14 protein-coding genes are annotated in these 16,778 nt (G+C 63.7%); 6 read left to right on the top strand and 8 right to left on the bottom strand.

Annotated features, from left to right (window positions below; translation table 11 throughout):
• The first annotated feature begins 3 nt into the window (after nucleotides 1–3).
• The 6 genes from ABGT73_RS02500 (at nucleotide 4) to ABGT73_RS02475 (ending at nucleotide 6,704) form a co-directional block, all read left to right on the top strand.
• Entirely contained in the window at nucleotides 4–606 is a 603-nt protein-coding gene (locus ABGT73_RS02500) for a QueT transporter family protein (RefSeq protein ID WP_346668264.1), read from the top strand.
• A gap of 16 nt (nucleotides 607–622) precedes the next feature.
• Nucleotides 623–1,285, top strand: a complete 663-nt coding sequence (locus ABGT73_RS02495) for an HAD family hydrolase (protein WP_346668263.1) — start codon at nucleotides 623–625, stop codon at nucleotides 1,283–1,285.
• Entirely contained in the window at nucleotides 1,278–2,201 is a 924-nt protein-coding gene (locus ABGT73_RS02490; protein ID WP_346668262.1) for a DMT family transporter, read from the top strand. Before ABGT73_RS02495 ends, ABGT73_RS02490 begins: the two co-directional genes overlap by 8 nt.
• A 114-nt stretch (nucleotides 2,202–2,315) precedes the next feature.
• On the top strand, nucleotides 2,316–5,186 hold the full coding sequence (gene secA, locus ABGT73_RS02485; protein WP_346668261.1) for a preprotein translocase subunit SecA: 2,871 nt from the start codon (nucleotides 2,316–2,318) through the stop codon (nucleotides 5,184–5,186).
• Between the two features lie 61 nt (nucleotides 5,187–5,247).
• Entirely contained in the window at nucleotides 5,248–5,655 is a 408-nt protein-coding gene (locus tag ABGT73_RS02480; protein WP_346668260.1) for a DUF3783 domain-containing protein, read from the top strand.
• A complete protein-coding gene (locus ABGT73_RS02475; RefSeq protein ID WP_346668259.1) occupies nucleotides 5,652–6,704 on the top strand; it encodes an FAD:protein FMN transferase in 1,053 nt (350 codons plus the stop codon). Before ABGT73_RS02480 ends, ABGT73_RS02475 begins: the two co-directional genes overlap by 4 nt.
• Nucleotides 6,705–6,744: 40 nt before the next feature.
• Here ABGT73_RS02475 and ABGT73_RS02470 read toward each other — a convergent pair whose 3' ends face one another.
• The 8 genes from ABGT73_RS02470 to ABGT73_RS02435 all read right to left on the bottom strand — a co-directional run bounded on the left by ABGT73_RS02470 (nucleotide 6,745) and on the right by ABGT73_RS02435 (nucleotide 16,759).
• Nucleotides 6,745–7,551, bottom strand: a complete 807-nt coding sequence (locus ABGT73_RS02470) for an ATP-binding cassette domain-containing protein (RefSeq protein ID WP_346668258.1) — start codon at nucleotides 7,549–7,551, stop codon at nucleotides 6,745–6,747.
• A complete protein-coding gene (locus tag ABGT73_RS02465; RefSeq protein ID WP_346668257.1) occupies nucleotides 7,544–8,461 on the bottom strand; it encodes an ABC transporter permease subunit in 918 nt (305 codons plus the stop codon). Before ABGT73_RS02465 ends, ABGT73_RS02470 begins: the two co-directional genes overlap by 8 nt.
• 82 nt (nucleotides 8,462–8,543) lie before the next feature.
• A complete protein-coding gene (locus ABGT73_RS02460) occupies nucleotides 8,544–9,584 on the bottom strand; it encodes an ABC transporter substrate-binding protein (RefSeq protein ID WP_346668256.1) in 1,041 nt (346 codons plus the stop codon).
• 444 nt (nucleotides 9,585–10,028) lie between these two features.
• Nucleotides 10,029–12,344: an LCP family protein gene (locus ABGT73_RS02455; RefSeq protein WP_346668255.1), complete on the bottom strand. Its 2,316-nt coding sequence runs from the start codon at nucleotides 12,342–12,344 to the stop codon at nucleotides 10,029–10,031.
• The gene (locus ABGT73_RS02450; protein ID WP_346668254.1) at nucleotides 12,341–13,663 is read right to left on the bottom strand and encodes a hypothetical protein; all 1,323 of its coding nucleotides are present in this window, start codon (nucleotides 13,661–13,663) and stop codon (nucleotides 12,341–12,343) included. The genes ABGT73_RS02455 and ABGT73_RS02450 overlap by 4 nt, the downstream gene beginning before the upstream one ends.
• Before the next feature lie 101 nt (nucleotides 13,664–13,764).
• Entirely contained in the window at nucleotides 13,765–14,904 is a 1,140-nt protein-coding gene (locus ABGT73_RS02445) for a putative peptidoglycan glycosyltransferase FtsW (RefSeq protein WP_346668253.1), read from the bottom strand.
• 59 nt (nucleotides 14,905–14,963) lie between these two features.
• Entirely contained in the window at nucleotides 14,964–15,749 is a 786-nt protein-coding gene (locus tag ABGT73_RS02440) for a Cof-type HAD-IIB family hydrolase (RefSeq protein ID WP_346668252.1), read from the bottom strand.
• A gap of 11 nt (nucleotides 15,750–15,760) precedes the next feature.
• Nucleotides 15,761–16,759, bottom strand: coding sequence for an NAD(P)H-dependent glycerol-3-phosphate dehydrogenase (locus ABGT73_RS02435; protein ID WP_346668251.1), 999 nt, complete (start codon nucleotides 16,757–16,759; stop codon nucleotides 15,761–15,763).
• Between the last annotated feature and the right edge of the window lie 19 nt (nucleotides 16,760–16,778).

The following is a 16,778-nucleotide window of genomic DNA, read 5'->3' as shown; positions in this document are numbered from 1 at the left end:
TGTATGTATATTGCCCTTTTGTCCGTTGTCGCCATTGTGGCGGCTTTCCTGGCCGTTCGTCTGGCCCTGCCCCGCACCGATGGTCATGTGTCGGTCCAGCGTCTGGTGCGCTGCGCCGTCATCGCCGCCGTCTATGTGGTGCTCTGCCTGGTGCTGGCCCCCTTCAGCTACGGCGCTGTCCAGGTGCGCATCGCCGAGGCCCTCTGCCTGCTGCCCGTCTTCGGCGCCGAGTACATCATCGGCGTGACGCTGGGCTGCTTTCTGGCCAACCTGTTCGGCTCCACCATCATCGACGTGATCTTCGGCACCATCGCCACCCTGCTGGCCTGCCTGGTCACCTACCGCCTGCGCAACGTGCGCATCAAGGGCCTGGCCATTCCGGCTTCTCTGCCGCCGGTGCTCTTCAACGCCGTCATCGTCGGCATTGAGATCACCCTCTTCTTCACCGACTACACCGCCATGAGTGCTCCCGTCTGGCTGCTCTGCATCTCCAACGGCATCTCGGTGGGCATCGGCGAACTGATCAGCTGCACCATCCTGGGTGTGGCGCTGGTCAAACTCATTGAATCCAACACCGCTCTCAAGCGGATCTTTACCGAAAAATAATCTGAGGTAACACCCTATGCGCCCGGAACTGATTTTGTGGGATTGGAACGGTACCCTGCTGGATGATGTAGCCCTGTGCGTGGACGCGCTCAACCGTCTGCTGGCACGTTACGGCTATCCGCAGCGGTACGACCGCGATCAGTACCGGGCGATTTTTGGTTTCCCGGTGCAGGACTACTACACCCGCGCCGGGTTTGATTTTTCCCGCGACAGCTTCGACGAGCTGGCCGTCAGTTTTATGGAGGACTACATCCCCGCCAGCGAGGCCTGTCCCCTGGCGGACGGCGCCCGGGAAGCCCTGGACGCCTTTGCCCGGGCCGGGCTGCGGCAGGTGATCCTGTCGGCCAGCCCCATCACCACGCTGCGCCATCAGGTGCAGGCCCGGGGCGTGACCGGGTATTTTGACCGGCTGCTGGGTCTTGGCGACATCTACGCCAAAAGCAAGGCGGACCTGGGGCTGCAGTATCTGCGGGAAACGGGCTTTGACCCCGCCCGCGCCGTGATGATCGGCGACTCCACCCACGATTTTGAGGTAGCCCGGGCGCTGGGCGTGCCTTGCGTGCTGCAGTCCGCCGGGCACCAACCGCCGGAAGTGCTGCGCCGGACCGGGGCCCCGGTGGTGCCGGGCCTGCGCGAAGCGGCGAAATTGATTCTGGAAGGGGAAAACAACAATGTCTGATCGGGTAAAAGGCGCCTGCCTGACCATGGGCGGCGCGGCCTGCTGGGGTGTATCCGGCTGTATGGGCCAGTATCTCTTCACGCGGGAGAACATGGACTCCACCTGGCTGGTGCCCATCCGCCTGTTCCTGGCGGGGCTGCTACTCTGCGGTTTTTACTTTTTCAAGGACCGCAAGCTGCTGTTCGACCCCTGGAACGTGAAGAAGAACCCCCGCAACGCCCTGGACCTGGTGATCTACGGTGTGGCCGGTGTCAGCTGCTGCCAGTTCCTCTACTTTCTGACCATCCAGCTGTCCACCGCCGGCATTGCCACCATCCTGCAGGACCTCTCCCCCGTGCTGATTCTGCTGGTGCTCTGCCTGCAGCAGCACCGCGCCCCCCGGCTGTTTGAACTCTGCTCCATTCTGCTGGCCCTGGTGGGCGTCTTCCTGCTCACCACCCACGGCAGCTTCACCAGCCTGGCCATCAGTCCCGCCGCCCTCATTGCGGGCATCGTCTGCGCCGGCACGGTGGTCATCTACACCATGTGGCCCAAAAACCTCCAGGCCCAGTACCCCACCCCCATGCTCCAGGGCTGGGCCTTCCTCATGGGCGGCACCCTCTTCCACCTGGTGTTCCGCCCCTGGTCCATGGGCTATGTTCCCAGCGCCGTGGGCGTCTTCGGCATCGTGGTGGTGGTCGTGGTAGGCAATGTGCTGGCCTTCAGTCTCTACATGTCCGGGGTGCCCCTCATCGGCCCCCAGCGCGCCAGCCTCTACAGCTTTGCCGAGCCCGTCACCGCCGCCATCATCAGCACGCTGGTGCTGGGTTCCCCCTTCACCAGCTGGGATGCCCTGGGTTTTGCCTGCATCTTCGTGATGCTGGTGCTGCTCAGCCTGCCGGCGCCCCGGAAAGCTTCGCATCATACCGTAAATTAATTATGAAATACACCCGCACAGGTTTGACAGCATCCCCTGTGCGGGTGTATTATATTGGAGTGTGTAATACTAGATTGCCGCGCCTGAAAGCGGCGGAAATACAGGGGTTTTCCTATGTCTTTTTTTGAAAAACTGTTCGGTTCTTTTTCCGACAAAGAGCTCAAGCGCATCAAGCCCTTGGCAGACAAGGTGCTGTCGCTGGAGCCGGAGATGCAGAAACTGACCGATGAGCAGCTGCAGGCCAAGACCACCGAATTCAAGGACCGTCTGGCCAAAGGCGAAACGCTGGACGATCTGCTGCCCGAAGCTTTCGCCGTCTGCCGCGAGGCGGACTGGCGTGTGTTGGGCCTCAAGCCCTACCCGGTACAGATCATCGGCGGCATCGTGCTGCATCGCGCCTGCATCGCCGAGATGCAGACCGGTGAAGGCAAAACGCTGGTGGCCACCATGCCGGTCTACCTCAATGCCCTGACCGGCAAGGGCGTCCACGTGGTCACCGTCAACGATTACCTGGCCCGCCGCGACAGCGAGTGGATGGGCAAGGTCTACCGCTTCCTGGGCCTGACCGTGGGTCTGGTGGTCCACAGTGTGGCCCCCGCCGACCGCAAGAAGGCCTACGAGGCGGATGTCACCTACGGCACCAACAACGAGTTCGGCTTCGACTATCTGCGGGACAACATGGTGGTCTACAAGGCCAACATGGTTCAGCGCGGTCACGCCTACGCCATCGTGGACGAGGTGGACTCCATCCTCATCGACGAGGCCCGTACCCCGCTGATCATCAGCGGCAAGGGCGAGGATTCCAGCGCCATGTACAAGCGTGCCGACGACTTTGCCAAGACGCTGAAGAAGAGCGTCATCGTGGAACTGGACGACAAGGTGGCCGCCGAGGAACAGGTGGACGGCGACTACGTGGTGGACGAGAAGCGCAAGACCGCCACCCTGACCGAGTCCGGCGTGGCGAAGGCGGAAGCCTACTTCGGCGTGGAGAACCTGGCCGACGCCGACAACATGGCGCTGCGCCACTACATTGACGGCGCCATCAAGGCCCGGGGCGTCATGCACCGGGATACCGACTACATCGTCAAGGACGGCGAGGTCATCATCGTCGACGAGTTCACCGGGCGTCTGATGTACGGCCGCCGGTTCAACGACGGTCTGCACCAGGCCATCGAGGCCAAGGAAGGCGTCAACGTGGCGGCCGAGAGCAAGACGCTGGCCACCGTCACCTTCCAGAACTACTTCCGCATGTACGACAAGCTGGCCGGCATGACCGGTACGGCTTCCACCGAGGCGGACGAGTTCAGCGAGATCTACGGTCTGCAGATCGTCACCATTCCCACCAACAAGCCCCGCGCCCGCAAGGACCTGCCGGACAGCGTCTACAAGACCGTCAACGGCAAGTACAACGCGGTCATCGAGCAGGTGGCGGAGTGCCACGCCAAGGGCCAGCCCGTGCTGGTGGGCACCGTCAGCGTGGAGAAGAGCGAGGCATTGTCCAAGCTGCTGAAAAAGCGCGGCATCGAGCACAACGTGCTGAACGCCAAGCAGCATGAGCGCGAGGCCGAGATCGTAGCCCAGGCCGGCAAGCAGGGCGCTGTGACCATCGCCACCAACATGGCCGGCCGTGGTACCGATATCATGCTGGGCGGCAACGTGACCTACATGGCCAAGGCTGCCCTGAAGAAGGAACTGACCAAAGAGCTGACCAAGGATCTGGACCAGCGCAAGGACGAGTACGAGCACGCCAAAGCCCGCGCCAAGGCCACCGGCACCGAGCTGCCCACCCCGCCGGAAGCGGACATCGACGCCAAGCTGGAGATGCTGCTCACCGAGTGCGACGGCCACGCCGATACCGAGGACACCGAGGTGCTGGCCGCCCGCAAGCGGTTTGACGAGCTGTGCGCCCAGTTTGAGCCGGAGGTCAAGCGGGAGGCCGAGGCCGTGCGGGAAGCCGGCGGTCTGTTCATCATCGGCACCGAGCGCCACGAGAGCCGCCGTATCGACAACCAGCTGCGCGGCCGTGCCGGCCGTCAGGGCGACCCCGGCGCTTCCCGGTTCTTCCTGAGCCTGGAGGATGACCTGATGCGCATCTTCGGCGGCGAGCGGGTGCAGAACCTGATGGATACCCTGGGCCTTGAGGAAGATGTGCCCATTGAGAACAAGCTCATCACCAGCACCATCGAGAGCGCCCAGAAGAAACTGGAAGCCTCCAACTTTGCCATCCGTAAGCAGGTGCTGCAGTACGACGACGTGATGAACCAGCAGCGCGAGATCATCTACAAGCAGCGCCAGATGGTGCTGGATGGGGAGGATATCTCCGACAAGCTGCACGAGATGATGCGCCAGTCCATCGACGATGCCTGCGCCAACTACCTCAACGGCGACACCGCCGACGACTGGGATTTTGCCGGTCTGCGCCGTCATTTCATGAACTGGCTCTGCCTGCCCACCGACTTCAACTACACCACCGACCAGCTCAGCGAGATCAGCCGCGAGAGCATTGCCGACGAGCTGTACAAGCGGGGCATGGATATCCTGACCGCCAAGGAGAAGAAGTACGGTTCCGCCACCATGCGGGAACTGGAACGCATCTGCCTGCTGCGCAATGTGGACTCCAAGTGGATGGAACACATCGACAACATGGACCAGCTCAAACAGGGCATGGGCCTGCGCGGTTACGGTCAGCACGACCCGGTGGTGGAGTACCGCATCGAGGGCTTTGCCATGTTCGACGAGATGATCGCCTCCATCCGGGAGGACGCCGTCCACATGCTGCTGACCATCGAGATCCGCCAGCAGAACGCCCAGCCCCACCGGGAACAGGTTGCCAAGCCCACCGGCGAAGGCGCTCCCGTCAAGGCCGGCACCAAGGGTGCGGCGCCGGTGCGGGTGACCAAGATCGGCCGCAACGATCCCTGCCCCTGCGGCAGCGGTCTGAAGTGGAAGAAGTGCACCTGCAAGGAATACCACCCCGACCTGTAAGACCTATTGTTCAGCGCGCCGCCGCAAGACGGCGCGCTTTTTTCAACACGAGGAAATTGTTATGAAAGCACATATTATCCGCGAACCCCGCTGTGCGCTGCTGTGGCGGTTTGACGCCTCCAGCGCCGGCTACGACGCCGTGGAGCGGGCCGCCCGCCGCTGCGGTGTAACGCTGCGTACGGTGGGCAACGGCGAGCTGGGCGGCATCGTAGGCGACCTCTGCGCCGGCAAGCCCGCCCCCGCCTTTGCACCGCTGGCAGCCGTGCCGGAACGCCCGGCGATCATCATCAGCGGGCTGAGCCACCAGACCGGCGAGCTGGGCCGGTTCATCGACCTGGTCCGGGAGAGCGGCGCCGACCTGCCGCTGCGCGCCATGGTGACCCCCACCAGCAAGGGCTGGACGCTGTCCGCCCTGCTGCTGGAACTGAACCGGGAGCACGAGGCGGTGGCAGAAGGCGGCAACGCATGAGTTCCCGTCTGCCCCGCATCGGCCTGGCCCTGGCCGCCGCCCTGCTGGTGGCCGCCATCGTCATCACCAGCGCGCTGCACCGCCGTACCCTTTACACCACTACCTGGTTTGATCTCTTCGACACCGTCTCGGTGGTCAAGGGGTACGCCCGCAGCCAGGCCGAATGGGATAAACAGATGGAGGCCCTCCACGCCGATCTGCTGCACTACCACCAGCTGTTCGACATTTACAACCACTATGACGGCATGGTGAACCTGTACGATGTCAACGCCGGGGCGGCCGCCGCGCCGGTGGCGGTGGAGGATGACCTCTACGCCTTTCTGGACTGGTGCGACAACACCATCTACCCCGAGACGGACGGCGCCACCAACATTGCCGCGGGAGCGGTACTCTCCCTCTGGCACGGCGCCCGGGAGAGCGACAACCCGGTCCCGCCGGAGGACACCCTGATCCAGCAGGCGCTGGACCATATCGACATTGCCAACCTGCAGCTGGACGCCGACACCCATACCGTTTATTTTGCGGACGCCGCCATGAGCCTGGACGTGGGTGCCGTGGGCAAGGGCTATGCGGTGGAGAAAGCCGCGGAAGCCGCCCAGGCCCGAGGGCTGGACAGCGCCCTGCTGAACATCGGCGGCAATCTGCGTGCCATCGGAGAAAAGGCCAACGGCGAGGGCACCTGGACCGTGGGGGTGGAGAACCCCTGGGGCAGTGATCCCGCCTATGTCCAGACGGTGACCCTGCCCGACGGGTACAGTCTGATCGTCAGCGGGGACTACCAGCGCTACTTCGAGTATGAGGGCGTGCGGTACTCCCACCTGATCGATCTGACCACCGGCTACCCGGCACGGTACTGCAACAGCGTGGCCATCCTCTCCCCTGCGGGAGGCGGCGGCACCGGCGATGCCCTTTCCACCGCCCTGTTCTGTCTGCCGGAAGACGCCGGCCGCACCGTGCTGACGGGCGTTCCCGGGTACGAGGCCCTGTGGCTGTACCCCGACGGCAGTTCCGCCCAGAGCGACGGCTGGACCGGGCAGCCTGTTTCATAAACAACAAAAGAGCCATCCCTCACGGGATGGCTCTTCTTCTTTATTCTTCCTTGCTCAGCAGGATGCGGTCGTTGTCCAGCTGGTGGCCCACATTCCGGGCGAACCGATCCAGCAGTCCCGGCACCGTCATGTGGGTGCGCTCTTCCCCGCCCACGTCCAGCACAATGCGGCCGTGGTCCATCATCAGAGTGCGGTTGCCCAGCGTCAGGGCGTCGTGCATGTTGTGGGTGATCATCAGGCAGGTGATGTGGTTTTCCGACACGATCTTCTTGGTCAGATCCAGCACCTTCTCGGCGGTGGCCGGGTCCAGGGCCGCCGTGTGTTCATCCAGCAGCAGCAGTTTGGGCGTCACCAGGGTGGCCATCAGCAGGGTCAGCGCCTGGCGCTGTCCACCCGAGAGCAGCCCCACCGGCTGTTTCATTCGGTCCTCCAGGCCCAGGCCCAGGGCCGAGAGCTTCTCCGCAAAGAGGGCCCGGTCCGCCTTGCTGATGCGGGAGAAAGGCGAGGTCTGGTGGGAGGCCCGCAAAAAGGCCAGCGCCAGGTTTTCCTCGATGGTCATGTGGGGGGCCGTCCCCTTGAGAGGATCCTGGAACATCCGGCCGATGACCTTGGAGCGGCGGTAATCCGGCATCATGGTGATGTCCTGCCCGGCCAGCGTGATGGTGCCGGTGTCGGCGATGAACTCACCGGCGATGGCATTGAACAGGGTGGATTTGCCCGCGCCGTTGGAACCCACGATGGTGGCGAAATCTCCCTCCTCCAGATGGAGGTCGATTCCTTTCAGCGCCACCTTCTCGTTGACGGTGCCGGGGTTGAAAGTCTTGCTCACATGTTTCAGATCAAGCACGGGTGGCACCTCCCTTCTCGGCCTGGGCGCGGCGGCGCCGGAAGGCGGCCCGCGCCTGCAAGGCGGGCGCCGCAATGGCCAGCGCCACGATGACGGCGGAAATCAGTTTGAGGCATTCCGACGGGACGTTGGCCCGCAGGGCAATGGCAATGATGAAACGGTAGATCACGCTGCCGGCCACAGCCGCCACAGCCTTGGTCCACATGCCGCCCCGGCCAAAGAGGGTCTCGCCGATGATCAGCGACGCCAGCCCGATGACCACCATGCCGGTGCCCAGGTTGATGTCGGCGGATTTCTGGTACTGGGCCAGCACGGCGCCCGAGAGGGCCGTCATGGCATTGGCGATGCAGAGCCCCACCGTGATGGTGAAGGTGGTGTTGATGGAGGAAGCGCGGACCATGTCGGGGTTGTCACCGGTGGCACGGATGGAAAGGCCCAGCCGGGTGCCCAGGAAGAGGATGAGCAGCACGCAGACCACCACCGTGATGAGGGCCGCCACCACCAGTTTGTAGGGGGCGTTTTCCCCCAGCAGGGCCTGGGCGGCGGTGAAGATGGTCTCGGTCTTGAGCATGGGAACATTGGAGGAGAAGCCCATCACCGCCAGATTCACGGTGTACAGCCCGGTGTTGGTGATGATGCCGGCCAGAATGGAGGGCACGGCCAGCCGGGTCTGAAGGAAGGCGGTGACATATCCGGCCACCGCGCCGGACAGCATGGCCAGCGGCAGGGCGAGGAAGGGATGCCCTGCCACGGCGGCGGTGGCGGACACCGCACACCCCAGCGTGAAGGCGCCGTCGGTGGTCATATCGGCGATGTTGAGCACGCGGAAGCTCAGAAACAGCGCCATGGCAACCAGCGCGTAGATAAAGCCAAGTTCCAGTGCACTGAGCACGGTGGCAACGGTAAACATGGGACGAACGCTCCTTTGTGTGGGAATTCAGCGCAAAAGAGAAAAGGACGGTCGGGCGTCCCTTTCTCTTTGCAAAGTCAGATTATTCGGCGCTGGTGGTCACTTCCACCACCTGGCCGGCCAGCTCCTTGAAGGGGCTGTAGTCAATGCCCAGCGCCTGGGCGGTCTCGGTGTTGACGGTGATGATGCCGCCGTCCATCACGTGGTATTCCGGCACCGTGCCGGTTTCCAGCACATCCAGCGCCATGTCGGCGGTGTAGGTGCCCAGGTCGGTGTAGTTGACGCCACAGGTGGCGAAGGCACCCGCCGTGACGAAGCTGTCAGCACCGGTGTAGAAGGGGATGCCGCCCTCGGTCAGCGTCTCGGAGACAGCAGCCGCCGCGGCCATGACCACATTGTCGGTGGGGGTGAAGACGGCGTCCACCTGGCCTACCATGCTGGCCGCCGCCGTGAGGATCTCATCGTTAGTGTTGCCGGTCTTCTCGATGTAGGAGATACCCTTGGAATCCAGGTATTCCTTGGCTTCGGCGATGGGGGTCTGGGAGTTCGCTTCCGAGTTGGAGTAGAGCAGGCCCACCGTCTTGACATCGGGCTGGACGGCCAGCATCATGTCCAGGATGGACTTGGTGTTCAGCGCATCGGAGGTGCCGGTGACGTAATCGATGTCGGTGAGGTCGGCGGCCGCCGGGTCCGAGATGGCGGCGTAGATCACCGGCGTCTTGGTGGATTCGCAGGCCGTGGCCATGCACTGGGCGGCCAGTGTGGCGATGGGAATGACTGCATCGTAGCCGTCCGAAACCACCTGGGTACCGATCTGGTTCAGGGTGGTGGCATCGTTCTGGCCGTTGAAGTCCTTGTACTCGATGGTGATGCCCTTCTCGGCAGCCTTGGCGTCCAGTTCCGCCTCGATGGCCGTGCGGATCTGGTCCAGACTGGCGTGGTCCATCTGCTGGACAATGGCGATCTTGTAGCCGTCGCCGGAGGTGGCCTCCGCGGTGGCGGTGCTGGAGGAAGAAGACTCCGAAGCGGAGGAGGAAGCGGAGGTGGTATCGGCGGTGGCGCCACAGGCGGCCAGGCTGGTCATCATGGCGGCGGCGGACAGAACAGCAACAAACTTTTTCATGGGGTATCTCCTTTTCAAGCAATTCAGATGGTTTTCAACATTCGGCCGAAAAGGGTCGCCATCGTTCTTTCAGTAAGATCGTTTTCATCGTTGCACGCTCCTCAAATGCCTGTGCAAAAACAAAACTGCCCTTGCACAGAAGGATTCCTTCCGTGCAAGGGCAGATAAAAATCTGTGGTGCCACCTTGCTTGCCATGCGGTGCATGGCCACTCTGTAGGGAACCAACATTCCCCTGCTCTGTAACGGGAGCGCCCGTCAACGGATACTCAGGCTTTGCCTTTTCCCCGTGCCCTCCGCGAACCATTATACTGCACCGCTCTGCATCCCCTTTCCAGCGCCGGGGACTCTCTGTGGCTGCGCTTGCAGTTTTACTTTCGCTTCACTGGTTTGAAGCATTTATACCACAATGGCGCGCGTTTGTCAACGCTTTTGGGCAAAAAAGTTTACAGGGCTGCGTCGGCGTCCTCCGGGGTGGCGGTGCTCACCTTGTTGTCGGGATTCAGGATCAGCAGCTTCTGGGCCACCTGGGTAGCCTGGGCGCTGGTATCCTGCAGCAGCGAGGTATCCCCGTCGTCAAAGGGGCAGTCCTCTCCATCCAGGGCCAGCAGCAGGTCCTTGCCCGGCGTCACATACTCGCCCAGCCATTCGCCCAGTCCTTCGTCGTTCCAGAGCCCCGCTTCCTCCGAGGCAAAGGTGGTATCGTTGCGCCACTTGCCGTAGAGCACACCGATGGAGCAGACCTTCTCGTCGTCTGCATCCAGCGTCTGCTGCAGCCGGGCGGCCACACTGTCCCCGCTCTGCAGGGCGGCGTCGCCCTCCACAAAGGCCAGAATGCGGTCTTCGGGATAGTCCTCCAGCAGCTGACGCAGGTCTTCCGTCACCTGTTCGTCGCCGTTTTCCAGGCTGCCCGTCAGGCCATTATAAAGACGCTGGGCCACGGCATAGTCTTCCTCGCCCAGAAAGTCTGCCATGGCGTCGGGCTGCTCCTCCATGGCCTGTCGGAACCAGTAGGTCACCGTGCGGGCGTTGGCACTCTGCATGCCCTGCACGGCGTTTTCCAGCTCCTCCGACGGAGTGCCCACCCCACGCCGGATGAGCATCTGCACAGCAAAGCCCACTGCCGTCTGGGACAGATCATCCCCCGTTCCGGCCGCATGGAGCGCGCCGGGATAGCGGCTGTAGATTTCCTGCCAGAGCAGCCGCGCCTCTGCCCGCTGGTCGGCGGGCAGGGTGGCCAGATACCGGCTCAGCGATACGCCGTCGCCGGTCTGCAGGTAATTGTCCAGCAGCATGCCCGCGGCCGCACCGCCCGGCACGGCCATCACCTGCACGCCCTGGGCGGCCAGGTAATCCACCAGGGTATTCTGCACATCAATGTCCCGGCTGCCGCCCAGGGATGCCAGGAACAGCCGGTAGTCACTGCTGCCGAAATCGCTGTCGCTGAGGGGATAGGCCAGATCCACCGTATGCAGATTCTGGCGGATGTATTCCTCCGAGGGATCGGTCTCCCGGTCCCAGGCTGAACTGGATTCGGTTTCCTCGTCGCTGTCCGCCTGGTCTTCCCTCTTGTCGGCCTCGGCGGCGGCCGTCTCCGGCGTGGCCGCAATGACCTCGTCGGCGGTCTTGCCGTTGTACAGGAAATCCTGCAGCGCCTTGATGTTCACCGCCCAGTCGGGGTCATACATCAGGCGGTCGTCCATGCCGGTGCGCACGCCGTAAGTACCCTGCAGCGGCATGGAAAGCTGCTCCACATCGGCCCCCAGGAAGCCGGGCAGCTGTACCAGCAGCGCGGCGATCTCCGACTTGGTAAAGTTGGTCTGGACCAGCGGCAGCACGGTGTTCAGCAGGTTATCCAGTTCCGTCACGCTGGCGTTCTTCACCTGATCCAGCACGGCGCTGATCACGGTGCGCTGGCGCTCGATGCGCTTCCAGTCGCTGTCGATCTTGCGCAGCCGGGCATACTGCAGCGCCGTGTAGCCGTCGAAATGGTTGAGGCCCGGCTCCACCTTGTTGACGATGAGCATCGAGTTGGAGGGCACTTCCCAGTTCAGGGCCTTGGCCTCCAGGTCGGTGATCTCGATATCCACGCCGCCCACCGCGTCGACGATCTGCACGAAGGAGTTGAAGTTGACCCGCACATAGTGGTCCACCTGCACGTTGAAGCAGTCCTCCACCGTGTCCATCGTCAGCTTGGCGCCGCCGTAGCGGAAGGTGTGGGTGATCCAGTCGTACTGGCCCTCGTAGCCGTCCAGCAGGATGGGCACGCCGGTGGCACGCTCGATGGAGGCCAGCCGGATGGTGTGGTCGCTGATGTTCAGCGATACCAGGATCATGGCATCCGCGCGGGCATCGTCGCTGAACTCGGTGGTGTCCTCGGTGCCGTCCAGCTGGTTCAGGTGGGTGAAGGCATCGGCATCGTTCACCGCCTCGGTGCGCTCATCGGTGCCGATGAGCAGGATGTTCAGCACGTTTTCATCGGCGAAGGGACTGCCCTCGGGCATCTCCATCTCGTCGCTGTTATGTACCAGGCCGCTGGCATCCAGGTCCTGGTCCTCGCTGGCATCGATGGTTCCCATGCTGTCCACACTGCCGTCGTCGTAGCGCAGCAGATCCAGCTTGCCGTTGATGTAGAGCGCCGCGGCCCCCGCCAGCACGGCCAGCACCACCACCACTGCCAGGACAATTCTGGCCCAGCGCGGCAGTTTTTTGCGCGTCTTTTCGGCCGTTTCGGTTTTCGGTTTTTCTTCCGTCGTTTTCATATACTTTCCTTTTTTCGCATCAAACGCCGCGCCGCCAGGCGCAGATCACAGGCAAAATACAAGAAGGCCATCCCCGCAAAGAGGGTCAGCCCCAGCGCGCGCCAGGTAAACCAACCGTGCTGGATGCTGTGGGTGCGCAACACCGCAAACCAGACCAGCGGCATCACCGCCGTCAGCGCCAGCGGCAGCGCCCGCACCAGGGCAGCACGGCTGCGCAGGCTGCCCGCAAAGAGCGCTACGGCCAGCACCGCCAGCACCACCAGCGGCCAGAACAGTCCCCGGTCCGCCAGGGTGGAATAGACAAACTGCAGGATATTGCCCCAGGTCAGTTCCATGCCGTGCCAGGTATCGGCGGCCGTGCGCACACCGATCTGGTGCAGCGCGTCGGCCACGATGTTCTGGCCCGTCACGAGACCTGCCAGCACCCACTTGAGGCCCCAGCAGACGCCGTAGCCCGCGCCCCAGCTGAGGGCACCGCCCACCGCCAGCGCGCACTGGGCTCCGCCCGCGCGCAGCCGCTGCCGGGGTTCCAGCAGCCAGCAGGTCAGCGGCAGCCCCAGCGTCAGGATGGGGGTCACCAGCAGGTCACAGAAGGCCGTCACCGCACCCAGGGCCACCAGCCCCAGGCAGAGTGTATCGCTGCGGCGGGGCCTGGCCAATACCCAGGCACAGCCCGCATAGGCCACCGCAAAACAGGTGAAATACTGAATCTGGTGGGGCACCCAGAAGACCGTCACCAGCAGCTGGCTCACCGCAAACCAGACGGCCGCCCACACACCGGCGCGGCGGCGCAGCAGCACCAGCACCGCGGCGAACAGCCCGGCCAGCACCAGGTACTGCACCACCCGCACCCCGCTGTAGGGCATCAGGCAGAGCAGCGGCCGCAGCCAGATCAGATACCCGTGCCAGTACCGCGCATAGGAGAAAGGCTCCAGCCCCGCCTGTTCCCCGGTCTTGCCCGCCGCGCGGGCCTCCAGGTAGGTGGCCAGATCCTGCCCCAGCGTCTCGAAATTGTCCACGTTGTAGGCGGTGTTGGTCATCATGGCGGTGAGGGGGTCGCTCTCGTCGGCGGATGCCGCCTCCATCAGCATGAGGGTGTCGGTGTAGTTGTCCATCTGGAAGAGTTTGAATCCGAAATAGGAGGGATACAGCCCCTCCTCCACGATGGTGGCCGCCGAATCGGTCAGGTGGGTTCGCACCGGCCCGCCGGGCAGCGCACAGGCACCCAGCAGCAGCACAAACAGAAGCACCATCGTCACGCCGAAGACCGCCAGCGCCCGCAGCGCAAAGGGCGGTTTACGGTTTTGCGTTTCCGGCACAGCCTCACCCCATTCTCCTAGAAATACTGATTCATTATACGGCAAAAGGCCACGGGATTCAACCGTGACCCTGTGAAATTTTGTCGTAATTTGCTGGCAGTTTACACCAGATCCGCCTGCCGGGAGACCGACAGCACGATGCCCATCTCCCCCAGCAGCATCATCAGGCTGGTGCCGCCCGACGAGAAGAAGGGCAGGCTGATGCCGGTGTTGGGGATGGTGTTGGTCACCACCGCGATGTTGAGGATGGCCTGGAGCACCACCTGCACCACAAAGCCCACCACCAGCAGGGCGCCGAATTTATCCCGGGCACGCACGGCGATGGAGATACCCCGCAGAAGCAGCAGCAGGAACAGCACCACCACCAGCGCCGCCCCGATGAAGCCCAGCTCCTCGCAGAGGATGGAAAAAATGAAGTCGTTCTGGGGTTCCGGCACATAGAGATACTTCTGGCGGCTGTTGCCCAGCCCCAGCCCGGCGATGCCCCCCGAGGCGATGGCATAGAGACTCTGGATGGTCTGGTGGCCCTCCCCCAGCGGGTCGGCAAAGGGGTCCCGCCAGGAGACAAGACGGTCGGTGGCGTAGGGCACCAGTTCCGGCAGGGCGATGACCGCCGCCGCGATGGCCCCCACCCCCAGGCCGCCGGCGATGCCGAACCATTTGAGCCCGGTGCCGCCCACAAACATGAGCACCGCTCCGATGGAGAGGATGAGCAGCGTGCCGGACAGGTGGGGTTCCAGCAGCATGAGCACCGCCACGGTGCCCAGGATGACGCCGAAGGGCAGCACGCCGGTGGAGAAGGTCTTCATCCGGTCATGGTTGAGCGAGATGATGTGGGCAAACACCAGCACCACCGAGAACTTGGCGATCTCGCTGGGCTGCAGGGTGCCCAGGCCGGGCAGCACGATCCACCGCTTGCAGCCGTTGTACTCCGGCATGAAGAGCACCACGGTGAGCAGCACCAGCGAAAGGCCCAGCATGGGCCAGGCCAGTTTGTGCCAGATATGGTAATCGATGAGGCTGGCCCCGTACATGGCCACCACCCCCAGCGCCGCAAAGAGCAGCTGGGGCCGGATGTAGGTGTAGGCATCGCCGCGGCGGTAGAAGGCCACCGCGTACCCCGCCGAGAAGAGCATGATCAGGCCGTAACACAAAAGGATAAGCAGGATGGCCAGAAAGGGCACATCCGGTGCCGGACAGGACGCCAGCCGCGCCCGCAGACGCTGTACATAGGACGACATAGAAAAATCCCCCCGCGTATAGTCTACGCAGAGGGATGGTACGGTATGCGGAAAAGAACTCACAGCAGGCCGAAATGGCACAGTCCGTTGGCCAGACCGTCGGCGGTCACGTCGTCGGTGATGTAGTCGGCGGCCTCCCTGGCTTCGGGGCAGGCATTGCCCATCGCCACACCGATGCCCGCCCAGCGCAGCATCTCCACGTCGTTGCCGCCGTCGCCGAAGGCAATGGCCTGTTCCCGGGTCAATCCAAGGGCTGCCAGCACATGGGACAGCCCCTCCACCTTGCCGCCGCCTGCCGGCAGAATGTCCACGAAATCCTCGTTCCAGCGCACCGCCACACAGCCGGGGCAGCTGCGCAGGAATCCCTCCTGCTTGTCCTCGGGCAGGAAGGCGCAGAGCTGGTAGACGGGCGCCGCCTCGATGCGCCCTGCCACATCCCCCACGCCCTGGTGCATCCGGGCACAGAATTCGGCGCTGTGGTCGTTGATCAGGTTGAAGGTGGAGCGGTCCTTCTCGATAAAGCCCACCGAGATGCCCTCCCGGTTGATGAAGGGCAGCAGCGAGCGCAGCGAGGCCGGATCGATGGCGTGGCTGTAGAGCACCGTGCCGTCGCTGCCGTAGCAGTACTGGCCGTTCATCGTCACATAGCCGTCAAAGACAAGACCGTCCAGCGCATGCAGCAGCGGCAGATGGATGGGCGGACGGCCGGTGGCCATGAACACCCGGATGCCCCCGGCCCGCAGCGCTGCCAGGGCCTGCCGGGTGGAATCCGGCACGGACTGCCAGCCGAAGGGCAGCAGTGTGCCGTCAATGTCAAAGAATGCGGCCCGGATATCTGTTTTCACGGGTGGACACCTCACTCCCGCTTGAGGTCGCGGCCCATCAGCGCCGCCAGCGCGTTGCCGGCCGCCAGACGGCCGCCCAGAATGGCGTCCACGCTCTGCACGATGGGCATCTCCACTTTATACTTTTTGGCCAGACGGCAGGCGGCGGGCAGGGCGTTGATGCCCTCCACCACCTGGCCCACCTCGGTCTTGGCTTCCTCCACCGACTTGCCGTGGCCCAGCAGCATGCCCGCATGAAGGTTGCGGCTGTGCATGCTGGTGCAGGTCACGATCAGGTCGCCCATGCCCGAAAGGCCCATGAAGGTCTCGGGCTTGCAGCCCATGGCGATGCCCAGGCGGGACAGTTCCGCGTTGCCGCGGGTGATCAGCGCCGCCTTGGCGTTGTCGCCGTAGCCCAGGCCCAGGGCAATGCCCACCGCCAGGGCGATGACGTTCTTCACCGCGCCGCCCAGCTCGGTGCCGCGGCGGTCGGTGTTGGTGTAGACCCGGAAGGTGGGGGTGGAAAAGGCTTTCTGCACGGCCTTGGCCGCCTCCTCGTCCTCGCTGGCCGCCACGATCAGGGTGGGCATGTCCCGGGCCACCTCCTCGGCGTGGGTGGGACCGGACAGCGCCACCACACGGGCATGGCGCTTCTGTCTGGCCAGCTCGTCCTCGATGATCTCGCTCATCGTCATCAGCGTCTTGTCCTCAACGCCCTTGGCCACGTCCACGATCAGCTGGCCTTCGGTGATATGGGGCGCCGCCTTTTTGGCCGTAGAGCGCACAAAGACCGACGGCACCGCAAACAGCAGGATGTCCTTGCTGGCGCAGGCCTCGGCGATATCGGCGGTGTAGTGCATCGTGGACGGCAGTACCATGCCGGGCAGGTTGGGGTGACGGTGGGTGGTGCTGAGCGACTTGAGCTCCGCGGGGATGGCACTCCATACCGTAACATCCCGTCCGTTGACCGCCAACAGGCGCGCCAGGGCAATTCCCCAGGTTCCCGCGCCAAAGACTGCGATTTTGATCATAACTGTGCTTCTCCTTACC

Origin of the sequence: uncultured Subdoligranulum sp., from assembly GCF_963931595.1 — a bacterium.
GTDB lineage: Bacteria > Bacillota > Clostridia > Oscillospirales > Ruminococcaceae > Gemmiger.
Note: the sequence above shows the minus strand (reverse complement) of the source record. Positions and strands in the feature narration are given on the sequence as shown.

What these genes read in the sequence shown, in the direction of transcription:
- ABGT73_RS02475 (WP_346668259.1), top strand. Translation starts at nt 5,652, where the DNA reads ATGAGTTCCCGTCTGCCCCGCATCGGCCTGGCCCTGGCCGCCGCCCTG.
- secA (WP_346668261.1), top strand. Translation starts at nt 2,316, where the DNA reads ATGTCTTTTTTTGAAAAACTGTTCGGTTCTTTTTCCGACAAAGAGCTC.
- ABGT73_RS02445 (WP_346668253.1), bottom strand. Translation starts at nt 14,904, where the DNA reads ATGTCGTCCTATGTACAGCGTCTGCGGGCGCGGCTGGCGTCCTGTCCG.
- ABGT73_RS02490 (WP_346668262.1), top strand. Translation starts at nt 1,278, where the DNA reads ATGTCTGATCGGGTAAAAGGCGCCTGCCTGACCATGGGCGGCGCGGCC.
- ABGT73_RS02480 (WP_346668260.1), top strand. Translation starts at nt 5,248, where the DNA reads ATGAAAGCACATATTATCCGCGAACCCCGCTGTGCGCTGCTGTGGCGG.
- ABGT73_RS02495 (WP_346668263.1), top strand. Translation starts at nt 623, where the DNA reads ATGCGCCCGGAACTGATTTTGTGGGATTGGAACGGTACCCTGCTGGAT.
- ABGT73_RS02460 (WP_346668256.1), bottom strand. Translation starts at nt 9,584, where the DNA reads ATGAAAAAGTTTGTTGCTGTTCTGTCCGCCGCCGCCATGATGACCAGC.
- ABGT73_RS02435 (WP_346668251.1), bottom strand. Translation starts at nt 16,759, where the DNA reads ATGATCAAAATCGCAGTCTTTGGCGCGGGAACCTGGGGAATTGCCCTG.
- ABGT73_RS02455 (WP_346668255.1), bottom strand. Translation starts at nt 12,344, where the DNA reads ATGAAAACGACGGAAGAAAAACCGAAAACCGAAACGGCCGAAAAGACG.
- ABGT73_RS02465 (WP_346668257.1), bottom strand. Translation starts at nt 8,461, where the DNA reads ATGTTTACCGTTGCCACCGTGCTCAGTGCACTGGAACTTGGCTTTATC.
- ABGT73_RS02500 (WP_346668264.1), top strand. Translation starts at nt 4, where the DNA reads ATGTATATTGCCCTTTTGTCCGTTGTCGCCATTGTGGCGGCTTTCCTG.